At 67.5% G+C, this 15,783-nt stretch carries 16 protein-coding genes and 2 riboswitches; of the genes, 14 read left to right on the forward strand and 2 right to left on the reverse strand.

The annotated features are described in order from the left end of the window. Positions 1–9: 9 nt before the first annotated feature. Positions 10–645 carry a cob(I)yrinic acid a,c-diamide adenosyltransferase gene (gene cobO, locus AC0L3S_RS01200; RefSeq protein ID WP_473277824.1) on the reverse strand — a complete coding sequence of 212 codons (636 nt, stop codon included), beginning with the start codon at positions 643–645 and terminating at the stop codon, positions 10–12. Between the two features lie 40 nt (positions 646–685). Continuing rightward, a riboswitch (cobalamin riboswitch) is annotated at positions 686–902 on the forward strand. Between the two features lie 95 nt (positions 903–997). Between cobO and AC0L3S_RS01205 the strand changes: the two genes are divergently transcribed. From AC0L3S_RS01205 to cobJ, 7 genes are read left to right on the forward strand one after another with little or no spacing between them, the layout of a single operon-like run. Further along, a complete protein-coding gene (locus AC0L3S_RS01205) occupies positions 998–1,381 on the forward strand; it encodes a DUF1636 family protein (protein ID WP_473277825.1) in 384 nt (127 codons plus the stop codon). Next, complete coding sequence (gene cobW / locus AC0L3S_RS01210) at positions 1,378–2,412, forward strand: cobalamin biosynthesis protein CobW (protein ID WP_473277826.1); 1,035 nt, start codon at positions 1,378–1,380, stop codon at positions 2,410–2,412. The genes AC0L3S_RS01205 and cobW overlap by 4 nt, the downstream gene beginning before the upstream one ends. Next, a complete protein-coding gene (gene cobN / locus AC0L3S_RS01215) occupies positions 2,412–5,660 on the forward strand; it encodes a cobaltochelatase subunit CobN (RefSeq protein ID WP_473277827.1) in 3,249 nt (1,082 codons plus the stop codon). Before cobW ends, cobN begins: the two co-directional genes overlap by 1 nt. Beyond that, a complete protein-coding gene (gene cobG / locus AC0L3S_RS01220; RefSeq protein ID WP_473277828.1) occupies positions 5,657–6,820 on the forward strand; it encodes a precorrin-3B synthase in 1,164 nt (387 codons plus the stop codon). The genes cobN and cobG overlap by 4 nt, the downstream gene beginning before the upstream one ends. Next, positions 6,820–7,449, forward strand: coding sequence for a precorrin-8X methylmutase (locus tag AC0L3S_RS01225; protein ID WP_473277829.1), 630 nt, complete (start codon positions 6,820–6,822; stop codon positions 7,447–7,449). Before cobG ends, AC0L3S_RS01225 begins: the two co-directional genes overlap by 1 nt. Before the next feature lie 2 nt (positions 7,450–7,451). Beyond that, on the forward strand, positions 7,452–8,183 hold the full coding sequence (locus AC0L3S_RS01230; RefSeq protein WP_473277830.1) for a precorrin-2 C(20)-methyltransferase: 732 nt from the start codon (positions 7,452–7,454) through the stop codon (positions 8,181–8,183). After that, positions 8,180–8,914 (forward strand): precorrin-3B C(17)-methyltransferase, encoded by a 735-nt coding sequence (cobJ, locus tag AC0L3S_RS01235; RefSeq protein ID WP_473277831.1) that lies wholly within the window; start codon positions 8,180–8,182, stop codon positions 8,912–8,914. The genes AC0L3S_RS01230 and cobJ overlap by 4 nt, the downstream gene beginning before the upstream one ends. Here the strand turns inward: cobJ and AC0L3S_RS01240 are convergent. Next, positions 8,890–9,636 carry a cobalt-precorrin-6A reductase gene (locus AC0L3S_RS01240; protein ID WP_473277832.1) on the reverse strand — a complete coding sequence of 249 codons (747 nt, stop codon included), beginning with the start codon at positions 9,634–9,636 and terminating at the stop codon, positions 8,890–8,892. The genes cobJ and AC0L3S_RS01240 overlap by 25 nt on opposite strands. Here AC0L3S_RS01240 and cbiT point away from each other — a divergent pair. From cbiT to cobF, 7 genes are all read left to right on the forward strand, one after another. Beyond that, positions 9,635–10,816, forward strand: coding sequence for a precorrin-6Y C5,15-methyltransferase (decarboxylating) subunit CbiT (gene cbiT, locus AC0L3S_RS01245; RefSeq protein WP_473277833.1), 1,182 nt, complete (start codon positions 9,635–9,637; stop codon positions 10,814–10,816). The two genes, AC0L3S_RS01240 and cbiT, sit on opposite strands and share 2 nt — an antisense overlap. Beyond that, on the forward strand, positions 10,813–11,181 hold the full coding sequence (locus AC0L3S_RS01250) for a cobalamin biosynthesis protein (RefSeq protein ID WP_473277834.1): 369 nt from the start codon (positions 10,813–10,815) through the stop codon (positions 11,179–11,181). The genes cbiT and AC0L3S_RS01250 overlap by 4 nt, the downstream gene beginning before the upstream one ends. After that, positions 11,178–11,960, forward strand: a complete 783-nt coding sequence (gene cobM / locus AC0L3S_RS01255; RefSeq protein ID WP_473277835.1) for a precorrin-4 C(11)-methyltransferase — start codon at positions 11,178–11,180, stop codon at positions 11,958–11,960. The genes AC0L3S_RS01250 and cobM overlap by 4 nt, the downstream gene beginning before the upstream one ends. Beyond that, positions 11,960–13,270, forward strand: a complete 1,311-nt coding sequence (locus AC0L3S_RS01260; protein ID WP_473277836.1) for a cobyrinate a,c-diamide synthase — start codon at positions 11,960–11,962, stop codon at positions 13,268–13,270. The genes cobM and AC0L3S_RS01260 overlap by 1 nt, the downstream gene beginning before the upstream one ends. Beyond that, positions 13,267–13,998 carry a uroporphyrinogen-III C-methyltransferase gene (cobA, locus tag AC0L3S_RS01265; protein ID WP_473277837.1) on the forward strand — a complete coding sequence of 244 codons (732 nt, stop codon included), beginning with the start codon at positions 13,267–13,269 and terminating at the stop codon, positions 13,996–13,998. Before AC0L3S_RS01260 ends, cobA begins: the two co-directional genes overlap by 4 nt. 45 nt (positions 13,999–14,043) lie before the next feature. Further along, a riboswitch (cobalamin riboswitch) is annotated at positions 14,044–14,263 on the forward strand. A 37-nt stretch (positions 14,264–14,300) separates the two neighbouring features. Beyond that, positions 14,301–14,978 carry an energy-coupling factor ABC transporter permease gene (locus AC0L3S_RS01270; protein WP_473277838.1) on the forward strand — a complete coding sequence of 226 codons (678 nt, stop codon included), beginning with the start codon at positions 14,301–14,303 and terminating at the stop codon, positions 14,976–14,978. A gap of 45 nt (positions 14,979–15,023) precedes the next feature. After that, the gene (cobF, locus tag AC0L3S_RS01275) at positions 15,024–15,773 is read left to right on the forward strand and encodes a precorrin-6A synthase (deacetylating) (protein WP_473277839.1); all 750 of its coding nucleotides are present in this window, start codon (positions 15,024–15,026) and stop codon (positions 15,771–15,773) included. Positions 15,774–15,783: the final 10 nt, after the last annotated feature.

Raw genomic sequence — 15,783 nt, forward strand, 5'->3', positions numbered from 1 at the left:
GCGAGTTTCTTAGAACTCCACGCCGGCTTGCGCCTTGATGCCGTAGCGGAAGGGGTGCTTGACCAGCGTCATCTCGGTGACGAGATCGGCGATCTCGATCAGCTCGTCCTTGGCGTTGCGTCCGGTGAGCACGACATGCGTCATCGGCGGCTTCGAGGTCGTGAGGAATTCGACGACCTCCGCGATATCGAGATAGTCGTAGCGCAGCGCGATGTTGATCTCGTCGAGCACGACCATGCGGAGATTCTGGTCGAGGATCAGTTCCTTGGCCTTCTCCCAGCCGGCGCGCGCGGCGGCGATGTCACGGACGCGATCCTGCGTCTCCCAGGTAAAACCTTCGCCCATGGCGTGGAACTGGCAGAGGTCACCGAAATGGCCGGTGAGCATGCGACGCTCGCCCGTGTCCCAGGCGCCCTTGATGAACTGTACGACCGCGCAGGGGAAGCCATGGGCGACGCAGCGGACGATCATGCCGAACGCGGAGGAGGACTTGCCCTTGCCGGCGCCGGTGTGGACGATGATGAGGCCCTTTTCGCCGCTCTTGGTCGCCATGATCTTGTCGCGGGCGGCCTTCTTCTTCGCCATTTTCGAGGCGTGGCGGGCGTCGGTTTGGTCGGCCGTCTGGGTATCCGGTTCTGACGTCATCGGACGGGGTCCTTCGGCTTGACAAGAGGCGGTCGGGGGCAAATGGTGGCCCGGCGTTGGTTCCTGTCCTACGACAGGCGAAGAGGGAATGCGATAGGGTCCGAATCGGCAAGATTTGGTTCCAAAATGCAGCCGCCCCCGCGACCGTGACCGGAGAGATGCCCAAGCCACTGATCCCCTGGGGATCGGGAAGGCGGGGATCGAAGGGGAAACCCTGCTCCGCAAGCCGGGAGACCTGCCAGCGCGGACGATTTTGGACCGGCGGACGGGGTGTTCCGCGACGGGGAAACGGGCCTTCGCAAGAACGGTTCGTGGGCCTCTTCGCTTCCCGCTGTTTATTCTGGAAGAAGCGATGACCGTCACACTTCATGTCTGCATCACCTGCCGCGCCGGCCAGACGCTTGGCGAGGGCGAGACGACGCCCGGCAAACGTCTGCATGGTGCGATCCTCGAGGCCGGCGTGCCCGACGGCGTCAGCGTGGTTCCCGTCGAATGCCTGTCGGCTTGCAACCAGGGTTGCTCGGTCGCGCTCAGCGCGCCTGGCCGCTGGTCCTATGTCTATGGCCGTCTGTCGGATGCGAATGCGATCGACGTCGTCGCAGGCGCCGCGGCCTATGCGGCCGCGCCCGACGGCCTTGTGTCCTGGCGCAGCCGCCCGGAGATCTTCCGCAAGCAATCGCTTGCCCGCATTCCCCCCATTTTCCCCATGGCCGTCGTGCCGGAGGCCGCCGAATGAATTCGCTCGCAAAAGTCCCGGTCACGGTCGTCACGGGCTTTCTCGGCTCCGGCAAGACCACGCTGATCCAGCATCTGCTTGCCAACGCCAACGGCAGGAAGCTCGCGGTGCTCGTCAACGAGTTCGGCAGTGAGGGCGTCGATGGCGAGATTCTGAAATCCTGCGCCGATGCGAATTGCCCGGAAGAGAACATCATCGAGCTCGCCAATGGCTGCATCTGCTGCACCGTCGCGGACGATTTCATTCCGACCATGGAGAAGCTGCTGTCGCGGCCGGTCCGGCCCGATCATATCCTGATCGAGACCTCGGGCCTGGCGCTGCCCAAGCCTTTGCTGAAGGCGTTCGACTGGCCGGAGATCCGTTCGCGCATCACGGTCGACGGCGTGATCGCGCTGGCCGATGCCGAAGCTGTCGCCGCCGGCCGTTTCGCGCCCGACCCTGCGGCCGTCGAGGCGCAGCGTGCGGCCGATGAAAATCTCGATCACGAGACCCCGCTGTCGGAAGTGTTCGAGGACCAGATCGCCTGCGCCGACATCGTGCTGTTGACCAAGGCGGACCTTGCGGACGCGGCAGGTCTCGAAGCGGCCAAGGCGGCGATCACCGCCGAGATGCCGCGTCGCGTCCCGATGCTGGCGATCACCGACGGCGCGATCGACGCGCGTCTCATCCTCGGTCTCGGTGCTGCCGCCGAGAACGATCTCGCCGCGCGTCCCTCGCATCACGACGGCGAGGAGGATCACGAGCACGACGATTTTGCGTCCGTCGTGATTGATCTTCCTGAAGTCGCCGATATCGACGCGCTGGTTGCATCCGTTCAGCGTCTGGCGCGCGAGCAGAATGTGCTGCGCGTCAAGGGTTACATCGCGATGGAAGGCAAGCCGATGCGCCTCTTGCTGCAAGCGGTCGGCGAGCGCGTGCGCCACCAGTTCGACAAGCCTTGGGGCGTGGGTGCGAGGCGATCAAAGCTCGTCGTGATCGGCGAGCACGGCGATATCGACGAGGCCGCGATCAGGGCAGGACTCAGCATCTGATGCACGTCGTCTTCCGCGAGAGCCGCGGTCTCGAGGAGACCGCGATACCAAGGGACATCGGCCAGGACCCGGCCGATCTCGTGGTGCTCTCGTATTCGGATTCCGATCTTGCCGCGTTCGCGGCCGGCTGGCGCCGTGGCCGCGACAGCCTGCCATCGCTACGGCTGGTCAATCTCGCCGAACTCCGTCACCCGCTCTCGGTCGACACCTATATCGAGCGCACTCTGGCGCAGGCGCGCGGCATCCTCGTGCGTCTGATCGGCGGGGAATCCTATTGGTCGTATGGGCTCGCGGCCCTGCAGCAACTGGCGAAGGAGCGCGGCATCGTGCTGGCCGTGTTGCCGGCCGACGGCCGCGACGACGCGCGGCTGGATGAATATTCGACCCTGCCGGTCTCGACCCTGCGACGGCTCAAGGTGCTCTGCGACACCGGCGGCCCCGTCGCATCGCAAGCCGCGATCGCGCAGCTTGCACTGGCCTCGGGCCTCTATGCCGGCCCCGTGATCGGGGAGACGACCGTTCCTGAGATGGGCTTTTACGATCCGGCGCGCGGTGTCATTGCCGCGCCGGCGTTGGGTGAGGGCAGGCCGCGAGCGCTCGTGGCCTTCTATCGCTCCTATCTCACCGCGGCCGACACTGGCCCGGTCGATGCCCTGATCGCCGCATTGCGCGAGAAGGGGTTCGACGCGCATGGTGTGTTCGTCACCTCGCTGAAAGCCGCGGGGGTTGCGGATTGGTTGCGCGAGTATCTGGCGCAAAATCCTCCGGCCGCGATCGTCAATGCGACGGCATTCTCGGCGATGGGCGACGACGGCACGACGCCGTTCGACGCCGCATCCTGCCCGGTATTCCAGGTCGCGCTCTCCACGGCACGCCGCGAGGACTGGGCGAGTTCTCTCCGCGGCCTCTCGCCCGGCGACCTCGCGATGCATGTGGTGCTGCCCGAGGTCGACGGCCGCCTGTTTGCGGGCGTGGTGAGCTTCAAATCGGCAGCGATGCGCGATCCCGATTTGCAATTTTCGCATCTGGCACACAGGCCCGACGGGGAGCGCGTGAAGGCCGTCGCCGCGCGCGTTGCGGCCTGGCGTCGCCTTGCCGAGAAGCCGGCCGCCGACAAGCGCATGGCACTCGTGCTCTCCAACTATCCGGGCCGCCCGCATCAGATCGCGCACGCGGTGGGTCTCGATGCGCTAGCCTCGGTCGAGGCCCTGGTGTCCGACCTCGCGGAGACCGGCTTCGATATTGCGCCTGTCCATGGACTTGGCGAGACGCTGCTCAAGCAGACCCTGAGCTGGAGCGTTGCCGATTACCGTGCGGCGCTGTCGCGCCTTCCGCAAGTCTTGCAGGATGATCTCGCGCAAGCCTGGGGCGCGCCGGAGAAGGATCCGGGTTGTCGCGACGGCGCGTTCCATTTCGCCGCGATTCAATGCGGCCGGTCGATCATCGCGGTTCAGCCGGAGCGTGGCGATGCGACCACGCGCGATGCCGACTATCACGATCTCGCCCGCACGCCGCGCCATGCCTATGTCGCGTTCTATCTCTGGCTCCGAGCGCAGGGCTGTGATGCCGTCGTGCACATGGGCGCGCACGGCACGCTGGAATGGCTGCCCGGAAAATCCGTGGCGCTGTCGCAGGCGTGCTGGCCGGAAGCCCTGATTGGCGATCTGCCGATCATCTATCCCTTTATCGTCAACGATCCCGGCGAGGCCGCGCAGGCCAAGCGGCGCCTGGGTGCCGTCACGGTCGGCCATCTGCCGCCGCCGCTCGCGGCATCAGCGGTGCCGGACGGGCTGCGCAGGCTCGAACAGCTCCTCGACGAGTACTCGACGGCCGATGGCCTCGATCCCGGCCGCCGCCAGCGTCTGATCGCCGCGATCCGTGACGAGGCACGTGCGGCGGGCCTCGAAGACGATCTTGGCCTCGATGCAGCGGCCGCGCCGGCCGAAGCGATCCCGCGGATCGATCGCTTCGTCTGCGATCTCAAGGAAAGTCAGTTCGGCGACGGCCTCCACGTGTTCGGCCGCGGCCCCTGCGGCGACGCGGAACGCGACGCCTTGCGGGCCGCGCTTGCAGGACAGCGCGTGGCGCCGGGGCCGTCAGGCTCACCCTATCGCGGCCGCCAGGACGTGCTGCCTACGGGACGCAATCTCTTTGCCGTCGATCCGCGCGCGGTGCCGACACCATCGGCGCATGCGCAAGGCATCAAGCTCGCGGAAGAATTGCTCCGCCGTCATCTGCAGGATCACGGCGACTGGCCAAAGGGCCTCGTCGTCGACCTCTGGGGCTCGGCGACGATGCGCACCGCAGGCGAAGAGTTTGCCATGGCGCTGCATCTGGCTGGTCTTGCGCCGCGCTGGGATCACGCTTCCGGCCGTGTGACCGGCTACGACATCATCGCGCCTGCCGAGCTTGGCCGGGCCCGCATCGACGTCACGCTGCGTGTCTCGGGCCTGTTTCGCGACATCTTCTCGGGCCTTGCGCAATTGTTCGAGGCGGCAGCCGAGGCGCTGTCGGCCCGCGAAGACGAGGGCGACGAAAATCCATATCGCCACCGCACATCGCGCGTGTTCGCGCCGCGTCCCGGACAATACGGCATCGGCCTCTCGGCAATCCCGGACGCCTTCACGCCCGAAACGCGCGAAGCCGCCGGCGAAGCGTGGCTCTCGGCCTCGTCATGGGCGTTCTCGGCCGACGGCGAGATCAGGCTCGATCGTGCCGGGATCGAGAAGCGGCTCGCATCGGCCGATGCTTTTGTGCACGTGCAGGATCTGCCGGAAACCGATCTTCTGCTCGCGGCCGACTATGCCGCGCATGAGGCCGGCATTGCGGCCGCCGCAGCCCATCTCGGTGCGACAGGACCATCGCTCTATCATCTCGATGCGACGCGCCCCGAGCAGCCGCATGCGCGTACGCTGACCGAGGAAATCTCGCGGGTGGTACGCGCGCGCGCGGCCAATCCGGCCTGGATCGCGGGCATGATGCGCCACGGATTTCGCGGGGCGGCCGAGATCACTGCAACGCTCGAGCACATGGCCGCCTTCGCGCATCTGGCCGGCGCCGTGCCGCCGCATCTGTTCGACCTCTATTACGATGCGACGCTCGGCGATGACGACGTCCGCGCCTTCATGGCCCGCGAGAATCCTGCGGCACTGGCGGCGATGGAGACGTGTTTCACGCGCCTGCATGAAGCCTCGCTCTGGCGTACGCGCCGCAATTCGATTGCCGCTGCGCTGCGGGAGGCGTCATGAGCGCTTCCGTGGTCAAGGGCTGGTGTCCCGGCGCGCTGCGCCCGATGCAATCGGGCGACGGGCTCGTGGTCCGCGTGCGCCCGTTCGGCGGACGGCTCGACGCGGCCCAGATCTCCGGACTGGCCCATCTCGCCGAACGTCATGGCAACGGCCTGATCGACGTGACCAGCCGGGCCAATCTCCAGATCAGGGGCGTCAACGAGACCAGCCACAGGCTGCTGCTCGACGGCCTTTCGCAACTGGCGCTGCTGGACCCCGACGCTGACACCGAATCCCGTCGCAACATCCTCGTGACGCCGTTCTGGCGTAGCGGGGACGCGACCCAATCGCTCGCCGCCGAACTCGAGGAGGCGCTCGCCGATAGCGCGCTCGAACTTCCAACCAAGTTCGGATTCGCCATCGATGACGGCACCTCACGCGTGCTTGCGGGCGATTCCGCCGACGTGCGGATCGAGCGCGATCAGTCCGGCGGACTGCTGGTGCGGGCGGATGGCGGCAAACTCGGCCGCTCCGTCGCGCGCGGCGAGGCCGTGACCACCGCGCTCGCATTCGCCGACTGGTTCGTGACCTCGGGAGGCGCCAGAGGGGGGCGAGGGCGGATGGCGGCGCATCTTGCCACTGGTGCAATTTTGCCCGCGGAATTGCGCAGCGAGGCCGAGCCGGCGCCGATTATGGCCGCGGCGCGTCCCGGCCTCTATGCGCAAGGTGCGATGGTTGGCGTCGCCTTCGGACAGATGGCGCATGCAACGTTCAACCAGTTCGCCGGTTGCGGACATGCGCTGCGCGTGACGCCGTGGCGGATGGTTTTGAGCGAGGGCAAGCGCGCGATGCCGAGCGCGACCGGTCTTATCACCGAGGCCTACGACCCTGCGCTGCGCGTCATCGCCTGTAGCGGTGCGCCACGCTGTCGCGAGGCGCATTCCGATACCCGCGGCCTTGCCGCGGCCCTGGCGCCGAACATCGGCGCGGCCGCACGGCTCCACGTCTCCGGCTGTGCCAAGGGCTGCGCCCATTCCGGTCCCGCCGCCATCACTCTGGTTGCGACCAGCGCCGGCTTCGACCTCGTGCGTGCGGGGTCGACGCGCGATGAGCCCATCCTGCGGGGGTTGAACCGCGACGACATCGTCAGAGATCCCTCCATCCTGATGGGAGGGCACTGATGCCGTACATTTACGAGACCGACGGCGCGGCGATCTATCGGCAATCCTTTGCGACCATCCGGGCCGAAGCCGATCTTGCGCGCTTCACGCCGGATGAGGAGCAGGTGGTGGTGCGGATGATCCATGCCGCCGGCATGGTCGGCCTCGAAGCGTATATCCGCTTCACATCAGGCATGGCGGTTGCTGCGCGCGCGGCCTTGCAGAAGGGCGCACCGATCCTGTGCGACGCGCGCATGGTCTCCGAAGGAATTACGCGCGCGCGGCTTCCTGCGGCCAACGCAGTCATCTGCACATTGGGCGACGAGACCGTCCCCGCGCTCGCGCAGTCCATGCGCAACACCCGTTCGGCTGCGGCCCTGGAGCTGTGGCGCCCGCATCTCGACGGCGCCATCGTGGCGATCGGCAACGCGCCGACCGCGTTGTTTCATCTCCTCAACATGCTGGAGGACCGGAACTGCCCGCGGCCCGCGGCCATCATCGGCTGTCCGGTCGGCTTTGTCGGCGCGGCCGAATCCAAGGCTGCGCTGATGGCCGATCCGAAGGTCGCCGCGCTCACGGTCGAGGGCCGCCTCGGCGGTTCCGCCATCACGGTCGCCGCCGTGAACGCGCTGGCGAGCCGGAGCGAATAGCGATGGGACGCATCATCTGCTGCGGACTCGGCCCCGGTGACCCCGATATGATGAGCGTGCGCGCCGATCGCACGGTGCGCGGCGCAAGGCATGTCGCGTATTTCCGCAAGAAGGGCCGGCCCGGCCAGGCGCGTCGCATCGTCGAGGGCATGTTGGCGGCCGACGTGACCGAATATCCCATGGAGTATCCGGTCACCATAGAGATCGCCTTCGACACGTCTGAATATGTCCAGCTGCTTGCCGGCTTCTACGACGAATGGGCGGAACGTCTGGCGCGGCTGGCGCGCGCGGTCGACGTCGTCGTGCTCTGCGAAGGCGATCCTTACTTCTACGGCTCCTTCATGCATCTGCACACGCGCCTGCAGGGCCGCGTCGAGATCGAGGTGATCGCCGGCATTCCCGGCATGGTCGGCTGCTGGAACGGCGTGGGACAGCCGATCGCGCTCGGTGATGACGTGACGACGGTGCTCATGGGCACGCTCGCCGAGGACGAGCTCGAACGACGCATGCGCGATTCCGATGCGCTCGTGATCATGAAGACCGGGCGCAATCTCGCAAAGGTGCGCCGCGCGCTCGCGTCCGCCGGACGGCTGGACGACGCCTGGTTGGTCGAGCGCGGCACCATGCCGGGCGAGCGCGTGGTGCGGCTCGCCGAGATCGATGCCGCCGATTGCCCCTACTTCGCGATCGTGCTCGTGCACGGCAAGGGCCGGCATCCGGACGCCCCCGAATGACGGGCACGCTGACCATCGCAGGCCTCGGACCGGGCAGCGATGCGCTGGTGACGCCCGAAGTCTCCGCCGCGCTTGCCGCCGCGACCGACATTCTGGGCTACGCGCCCTATGTCGCGCGCGTGCCGCCGCGGTCGGGACTCAAGCTGCATCCCTCCGACAATCGCGAAGAGCTGCAGCGCGCGAGCGAGGCCTTGCGGCTCGCGGCCGAAGGCGGACAAGTCGTCATCGTGTCCTCCGGAGATCCCGGCGTCTTCGCGATGGCCTCCGCCGTGTTCGAGGCGCTCGAACAGGCGCCGCAATGGCAGGAGTTGCCGATCCGTGTGCTGCCCGGCGTCACCGCCATGCTGGCGGCGGCCGCGCGCGCCGGCGCGCCGCTCGGCCATGATTTCTGTGCGATCAATCTCTCCGACAATCTCAAGCCGTGGGCGGTGATCGAGAAGCGCCTGCGGCTCGCCGCGGAAGCCGACTTTGCGATTGCGATGTACAACCCGCGCTCGGCGAGCCGGCCGGAAGGATTTGGCCGCGCGCTTGCGGTGCTGAACGAGGCCGGCTGCGGCGAGCGCCTCGTGATCTTCGCGCGCGCGATCAGCGCCGCCGATGAAAAGATCGAGACCGTCAGGCTGAAGGAAGCGACGCCTGAAATGGCCGACATGCGCACGCTGGTGATCGTCGGCAACTCGCAGACACGCCGCGTCGGCCGCTGGGTCTATGCGCCGAGGCAGGTGCGATGACCGAGCCACTGCATGATCTCGGCCACGCTCTCGACCCGCAATCGTTCCGGCAGTTGCGGTCGTCCGATCATGATCACCGGCAGGCCGAGTACCCGCGCAGCGTCGATCTTGGCGCGCGCGCCGTCGCCACCCGAATTGCGGGCGACGATCCGGATGATGCCTCGCGCGCGCAGCATCTCCAGCTCGCCCTCGAGCGTGAACGGCCCACGCGACACGATGACGTCCGCGGTGAAGGGCAGGGGCGCATCGGGCGGATCGACGAATCTCAGCGTGTAGGCGTGCTGCGGCCTGGTCGCGAACGGTGCGATGTGCTGACGGCCGATGGCGAGGAACACATTCGCCGGCGCCTCGGGCAGTGCGGCGACCGCGGCGTTGACATCAGGTATTTCGACCCAATTGTCGCCGGGCGCTTTGGTCCAGGGCGCACGTTCGAGAGCGATCAGCGGCGTGCCGGTCTCCGCGCATGCCGCAACCGCATTGCGGCTCATCTCTGCGGCAAAGGGATGGGTCGCGTCGATCGCATGCGTGATGCCTTCCCGACCAATGTAATCGACAAGACCGCTCACGCCGCCAAAACCGCCGATCCGCGTCGGCAACGGCTGACCGGCGGGCGCGCGGGTGCGGCCGCCATAAGAATACACGGCGTTAATGCCGGCACGCGCGATCTCAGCCGCGAGCAGGCTCGCGTCGGCCGTTCCGCCCAGAATGAGGGCGCGCGTCATGGCTGATCCCTGGCTGACCATCATCGGTATCGGCGAAGATGGCCTCGCCGGCCTGTCGGAAGCAAGCCGAAAGGCGCTTGATGATGCCGAAACTGTCTTTGGCGGTGAACGGCATCTTGCACTAGCCGGCGCGACCGGGCGCGGCCGTCCATGGCCGGTGCCGTTCGATGCAGAGATCGTGCTGAGCCGCCGCGGCGTGCCAACGGTCGTGCTCGCCTCCGGCGACCCGTTCTGGTTCGGCGCTGGCGCGAGCCTCGCCGAAAAGCTGGACGCGGGCGAGTGGATTGCGCATTCCGCGCCGTCAACGTTTTCGCTCGCAGCCGCGCGCTTGGGCTGGCGCCTTGAGTCCGTGGCGTGCCTTGGCCTGCACGCCGCGCCATTCGAGCGTCTCGTGCCGCATCTGGCGCAAGGTGCACGCATCATTTGCCTCGTGCGCGACGCGAAGGCGGCCGGTGATCTTGCGAAATGGCTGACGGCGCGCGGATGGGGTGCCTCGGCATTCTGGACACTCGCTGCGCTTGGCGGGCCGCGCGAAAGTATCGACGCGCATCGCGCCGACAGCTTCGCAGGCGATCTTGCCGGGAGCCTAGTCACGGTGGCCGTGCAGGCGAGAGGGGCACAGGGCCTTCCCCGCAGTTCGGGACTATCGGACGATCTCTTCGTCCATGATGGTCAGATCACCAAGCGGCCGGTCCGCGCGCTGGCGCTCTCGGCGCTGGCGCCGCATCCCGGTGAACGGCTGTGGGACATCGGCGCCGGCTCCGGTTCGATCTCGGTTGAGTGGGCGCTGTGCGGCGGGACGGCGATCGCCATCGAAGCGCGCGAGGATCGCGTTGCGAGCATCCGCAACAATGCGGCGGCGTTCGGATTGGCGCATCGAATCACAGTCATCACGGGAAAGGCGCCTGAGGCCCTTGCTGCGCTGGACGGGCCTGACGCCGTTTTCATCGGCGGCGGGCTCGACATCGCGATGTTCGACGCCATCTGGTCGCGGCTCTCGCCCGGTACGCGGCTGGTCGCGCATTCAGTAACGTTGGAGACGGAAGCGCTGCTGGGTGAGCTGCACCAGCGCCACGGCGGCGACTTGATGCGGGTTGAGATTGCACACGCCGCTCCGCTCGGCCGCTACCGGTCATGGGAGGCGGCGCGGCCGGTGGTGCAATGGAGTGCGGTCCGATGAAGGTCGCCGGGCTCGGATTCAAGCGGGACGTCACGCTGGCGTCGCTGCGTGAGGCGCTGCTGGCGGCCGGCGGTTCCGAAGGCCTCGCCGCTATCGCGACGGTGAGCGACAAGGCCGACGCGGAGGCACTGAAGCAGCTTGCGCGCGAATGCGGCGTGCCGATCAAGGGGATTGCCGCCGAAATGCTGGCCGGCATCGAGACGCCGACGCAGTCAAAGCTCATCGCGGAAAAGTTCGGGACGGGATCAGTCGCCGAAGCGGCGGCTCTCGCGGCAGTCGGACCTCGTGCGCGATTGATCGCGACGCGGGTGGTCTCTCAGGACCGCACCGCGACCGCGGCAATCGCGGAAGGAGACGGCGCATGACGGTGCATTTCATCGGCGCCGGGCCGGGTGCCCCTGACTTGCTGACATTGCGCGGCCGCGACCTCATCGCCGCCTGTCCGGTCTGTCTCTATGCCGGCTCGCTTGTCCCCGAAGGCGTCTTGGCGCATTGCCCGCCCGGCGCGCGCATCGTCAACACCGCGCCGCTGTCGCTCGACGAGATCATCGCGGAGATCGCCGCCGCCCATGCCGGCGGCCAGGACGTCGCGCGGCTGCATTCGGGCGATCTCTCGATCTGGTCGGCGATGGGCGAACAGCTCCGCCGCCTGCGCGTGCTCGACATCCCCTACACGGTCACGCCTGGCGTACCTTCCTTCTCGGCCGCCGCGGCTGCGCTGGAGGCCGAACTGACGCTGCCCGGCCTTGCCCAGACGGTGGTGCTGACGCGCACGCCGGGCCGCGCCAGCGCGATGCCCGAAGGCGAAAAGCTCGCCGCCTTCGCCGCCACCGGCGCGGTGCTCGCCATCCATCTGTCGATCCATCTGCTCGACAAGGTCGTGGCCGAGCTGACGCCGCATTACGGCGCGGACTGCCCGGTCGCGATAGTCTGGCGCGCGAGCTGGCCCGACCAGCGCATCGTCCGCGCCACGCTCGCAACGCTCGATGCTGCTGTCGGCGGCGAGATGGAGCGCACCGCGCTCATCCTGGTCGGAAGGACGCTCGGCGCTGCGGATTTTTCCGAGAGCCGTCTCTATGCCGCCGACTATGACCGCCGCTATCGCCCGGTGGGCGCCGAGCCGCGCTTTCCGGAGGCGTCGTGATGGCGGCAGGGCTCGTCATCTCCGCGCCGGCCTCCGGTGTCGGCAAGACCACGCTGACGCTGGCCCTTGCCCGCGCCTGGCGCAACAGCGGATTGCGGGTGCAGTGCTTCAAGAGCGGCCCCGATTACATAGATCCCGCGTTTCATGCAGCCGCGACCGGACGCGCCTCGGTCAACGTCGACAGCTGGGCGATGGATCGCGGGACGATCTCGCATCTCGTCAGTCGCGGCACTGACGCCGATGTCGTGCTGGCCGAAGGCTCGATGGGCCTGTTCGACGGCGTCGCCGCGCGTGGCGTCTGCGGCACCGGGGCGACCGCCGACATCGCGGAGATGCTGGACTGGCCGGTGCTGCTGGTGATCGATCCCTCGGGACAGGCGCAAACGGCGGCGGCGATCGCCGCGGGCCTTCGTGACTACCGTCCCGGTGTGCGCCTTGCCGGCGTCGTGCTCAATCGCGTTGCCAGCCCGCGCCATGAAGCCCTCGTGCGGCGTGCGCTGCTGGATGCCGGCATCGCCGTGTTCGGCGCGCTGCCGCGCCATGCCGAGATCAGTCTGCCGAAGCGGCATCTCGGGCTGGTCCAGGCTGAGGAGCAGGCGGAAATCGGCAAGCTGATCGACGAGGCCGCGCGCTTCGTCGCCGAGCATGTCGATCTCGACGCAGTGCTGCGTTCGGCTGCCACCTGGTCGCCGCAACCTGCCGCAAGCGGCGTGAACGTAACGCCGCCCGGCCAGCGCATTGCGCTCGCCCGTGACGCTGCATTCTCCTTCGTCTATCCGCATATGCTGGAAGCGTGGCGCGCGGCGGGCGCAGAGATCTCGACATTCTCGCCGCTGGCTGACGAAGGCCCCGATGCGGGCGCGGATGTGTGCTGGCTGCCTGGCGGCTATCCAGAGCTGCACGCCGGCAAGATCGCGGCCAATGCGCGCTTCCGCAGCGGATTGCGCGCCTTCGCCGAAACGCGCCCGGTGCACGGTGAGTGCGGAGGCTATATGGTGCTGGGCACCGCTTTGACCGACGCCGAGGGCATCAGCCACGAGATGACCGGCCTGCTCGGCCTGGAGACGAGCTTTGCCAAACGCCGCATGCATCTGGGCTATCGTCTGGCCGAGCTTGCCACGCCGATGCCGGGTCATCAGGCCGGCGCACGCCTGCGTGGCCACGAATTCCACTATTCGACGATCCTGGCGCAACCCGACACGCCGCTGGCGGTCGTGCACGACGCGACAGGCGCGGTCATCGCCGAGACCGGCTCGCGGCGGGGACAAGCCACCGGCACGTTCTTCCATCTGATCGCGGAGGATCGGTGAGCGGTTTTGTTTCCTTCGTCTCCGCCGGCCCCGGCGATCCAGAGCTCCTCACGCTCAAGGGTGCCGCGCGCCTGCGCGAGGCCGACGTCGTGCTCTATGACGATCTTGCTTCAGGCGCGATCCTCGATCTGGCCCGGCCCGGTGCCAATCTCGTCGCGGTGGGAAAGCGGGCGGGACGCCCCTCGACCAAGCAGCACCATGTCAACCGGCTGCTGGTCGACTATGCCGTGACAGGCGCGCGCGTGGTGCGATTGAAGTCGGGCGATGCCGGCATCTTCGGCCGACTCGAGGAGGAGCTCGAGACGCTGCGGGAAGCGGGCATCCGCTACGAGATCATTCCCGGTGTCACCACGGCCTGCGTCGCTGCGGCTCAGGCGGGGATTCCCCTGACCCGGCGCCATACCTCGCGCCGGGTGCAGTTCATTACCGGCGCGGACGTCACCGGCGAGCTGCCGCCAGACCTCAATTGGGCGGCGCTGGCCGATCCGGAGGCGACGACCGTAGTCTATATGGGCCGCCGGACGTTTCCGGCGCTTGTCGCGAAATTGATCGAGCATGGCCTCGCCCCAACCACGCCGGCGTTGTTTGCCGAATCGCTCGGCCGTCCCGATGAGCGGCTGGTCCGCACCACCATTTCTGAACTTGCCGAGCAGCTTGCGCGGGGCGGGGCGGCCTCCACGGCGGCCGTCATCCTGTTCGGCGCGCTGGCCGGGGATTATCCGTCATGACGCTCTCGGCAGCCCTTCGCCCCTTGACGCCCGGCTGGCGAAAGGGGCACACAGGAGACGCATGGTGCTCGACGCGGCGCAAAGCGCCGGAGCATAATCGGGAATGGGGATGGGCGGACCCAGTTGCGGCGCCCAAAACCCCAGCCGCCCCCGCGACTGTAAGCGGTGAGGGACTTCGATCAGCCACTGGGCCGCAAGGCTCGGGAAGGCCGGAGACTCCCAGTGAACCGCGAGCCAGGAGACCGGCCGTGCACGTTTTGAGGCCAAGGCCGTCGGGTGTGACGGCAAGAAGGATCTGAGCCATGCATATCGAACCCGGACTAGTCTCGGACGCCAAGCTCGTGCTGAGTTACGCAACCGGCATCGCCGTCGGCGGTGTTGCCTTGAAGCTCGCGGTCGAGACCGTGCGCGAGCAGGGCATCATTTCGTTCGCGGCGCGCACGCTCGCCACCACGGGACTCGTGTTTATCTTCTTTGAGATCCTGCCGCACTTCCCGGTCGGCGTCTCCGAAGTGCACTTCATCCTCGGCTCGACCTTGTTCCTGCTGTTTGGAGCTGCGCCTGCGGCCTTCGGCCTCGCGTTCGGCCTGCTGTTCCAGGGCATCTTCTTCGAGCCGCCCGACTTGCCGCAATATGGCATGAACGTCACCACGCTGCTGGTGCCGCTGTTCGGGATCCAGGCGATCGCCACGCGGATCATTTCGCGCAACGCGGCCTATGTCGATCTGAAGTACCGCCAGGCGCTGGCGCTTTCGACGACCTATCAGGCGGGTGTCATCGCCTGGGTGGCGTTCTGGGCGATTTATGGATCGGGCTTCGGCGCGACTAACCTCGCCAACATCGCGACCTTCGCAGCGTCCTATGCGCTCGTCATCGTGATCGAGCCGCTCGCCGATCTCGGCGTGCTGGCGCTGGCGAAGTCGCTGCGCGGCGTCACCGCAGCCGGCCTCGTCACTCCGCGTTTGCACAACGCGGCCTAGAGACACGCGAATGGGCGGCCGTGATGGCCGCCCTTCGCAGCTACGATGCTCACGCTCTCCCTGATAGGCATCGGTTGCGGCGATCCCGAGCAGCTCACGCGCGCCGCGATTACCGCCATCAACGCGGCCGATCTCGTCCTGATCCCGCGCAAGGGGACTGCCAAATCCGACCTCGCCGATCTCAGGCAGGCGATCTGCGCGGATGTGCTCACCAGCGACAAGACGCGCATTGCCGAGTTCGATCTGCCCGTCCGCGACGCCGCTGAAGCGGACTATCGCAAGGGCGTGGACGATTGGCACGATGCCGTCGCCGCAACCTGGTCGGAGACGATCGCAGATCATCTCGAAGGCGAGGGCAAGGTCGCGCTGCTGATCTGGGGCGATCCCTCGCTTTATGATTCCTCGCTGCGCATTGCGCGGCGGCTCAATCCCTCGCCAAAGATCGAGGCCGTTCCCGGCATCACCTCGATCCAGGCGCTGTGCGCGGCGCATGCGCTGCCGCTCAATGACATCGGCGAGCCTTTTCTCGTCACGACCGGACGCCGCTTGCGCGATGGTGGCTGGCCGGCAGGTGTCGATACCGTGGTGGTGATGCTCGACGGCGGCACGGCGTTCCAGTCGCTTGATCCGGCCGGCCTGCACATCTGGTGGGGGGCCTATCTCGGCATGCCCGATCAGATTATCATGTCCGGCGCGCTGGCCGAGATCGGCTCGCGTATCGTCGCCGTGCGGCAAGAGGCGCGCGAGCGGCATGGCTGGATCATGGACAGTTACATCCTCAAGCGCAGGCCGTGAGGCAAGCGAG

Source organism: Bradyrhizobium sp. Ken01, from assembly GCF_055807355.1.

Coding starts and splice junctions, on each gene's coding strand:
- cobG (WP_473277828.1), top strand. CDS start 5,657: ATGAGCGCTTCCGTGGTCAAGGGCTGGTGTCCCGGCGCGCTGCGCCCG.
- AC0L3S_RS01270 (WP_473277838.1), top strand. CDS start 14,301: ATGCATATCGAACCCGGACTAGTCTCGGACGCCAAGCTCGTGCTGAGT.
- cobN (WP_473277827.1), top strand. CDS start 2,412: ATGCACGTCGTCTTCCGCGAGAGCCGCGGTCTCGAGGAGACCGCGATA.
- cobJ (WP_473277831.1), top strand. CDS start 8,180: ATGACGGGCACGCTGACCATCGCAGGCCTCGGACCGGGCAGCGATGCG.
- AC0L3S_RS01205 (WP_473277825.1), top strand. CDS start 998: ATGACCGTCACACTTCATGTCTGCATCACCTGCCGCGCCGGCCAGACG.
- AC0L3S_RS01250 (WP_473277834.1), top strand. CDS start 10,813: ATGAAGGTCGCCGGGCTCGGATTCAAGCGGGACGTCACGCTGGCGTCG.
- cobF (WP_473277839.1), top strand. CDS start 15,024: ATGCTCACGCTCTCCCTGATAGGCATCGGTTGCGGCGATCCCGAGCAG.
- cobO (WP_473277824.1), bottom strand. CDS start 645: ATGACGTCAGAACCGGATACCCAGACGGCCGACCAAACCGACGCCCGC.
- cbiT (WP_473277833.1), top strand. CDS start 9,635: ATGGCTGATCCCTGGCTGACCATCATCGGTATCGGCGAAGATGGCCTC.
- AC0L3S_RS01230 (WP_473277830.1), top strand. CDS start 7,452: ATGGGACGCATCATCTGCTGCGGACTCGGCCCCGGTGACCCCGATATG.
- cobM (WP_473277835.1), top strand. CDS start 11,178: ATGACGGTGCATTTCATCGGCGCCGGGCCGGGTGCCCCTGACTTGCTG.
- AC0L3S_RS01225 (WP_473277829.1), top strand. CDS start 6,820: ATGCCGTACATTTACGAGACCGACGGCGCGGCGATCTATCGGCAATCC.
- cobW (WP_473277826.1), top strand. CDS start 1,378: ATGAATTCGCTCGCAAAAGTCCCGGTCACGGTCGTCACGGGCTTTCTC.
- AC0L3S_RS01260 (WP_473277836.1), top strand. CDS start 11,960: ATGGCGGCAGGGCTCGTCATCTCCGCGCCGGCCTCCGGTGTCGGCAAG.
- AC0L3S_RS01240 (WP_473277832.1), bottom strand. CDS start 9,636: ATGACGCGCGCCCTCATTCTGGGCGGAACGGCCGACGCGAGCCTGCTC.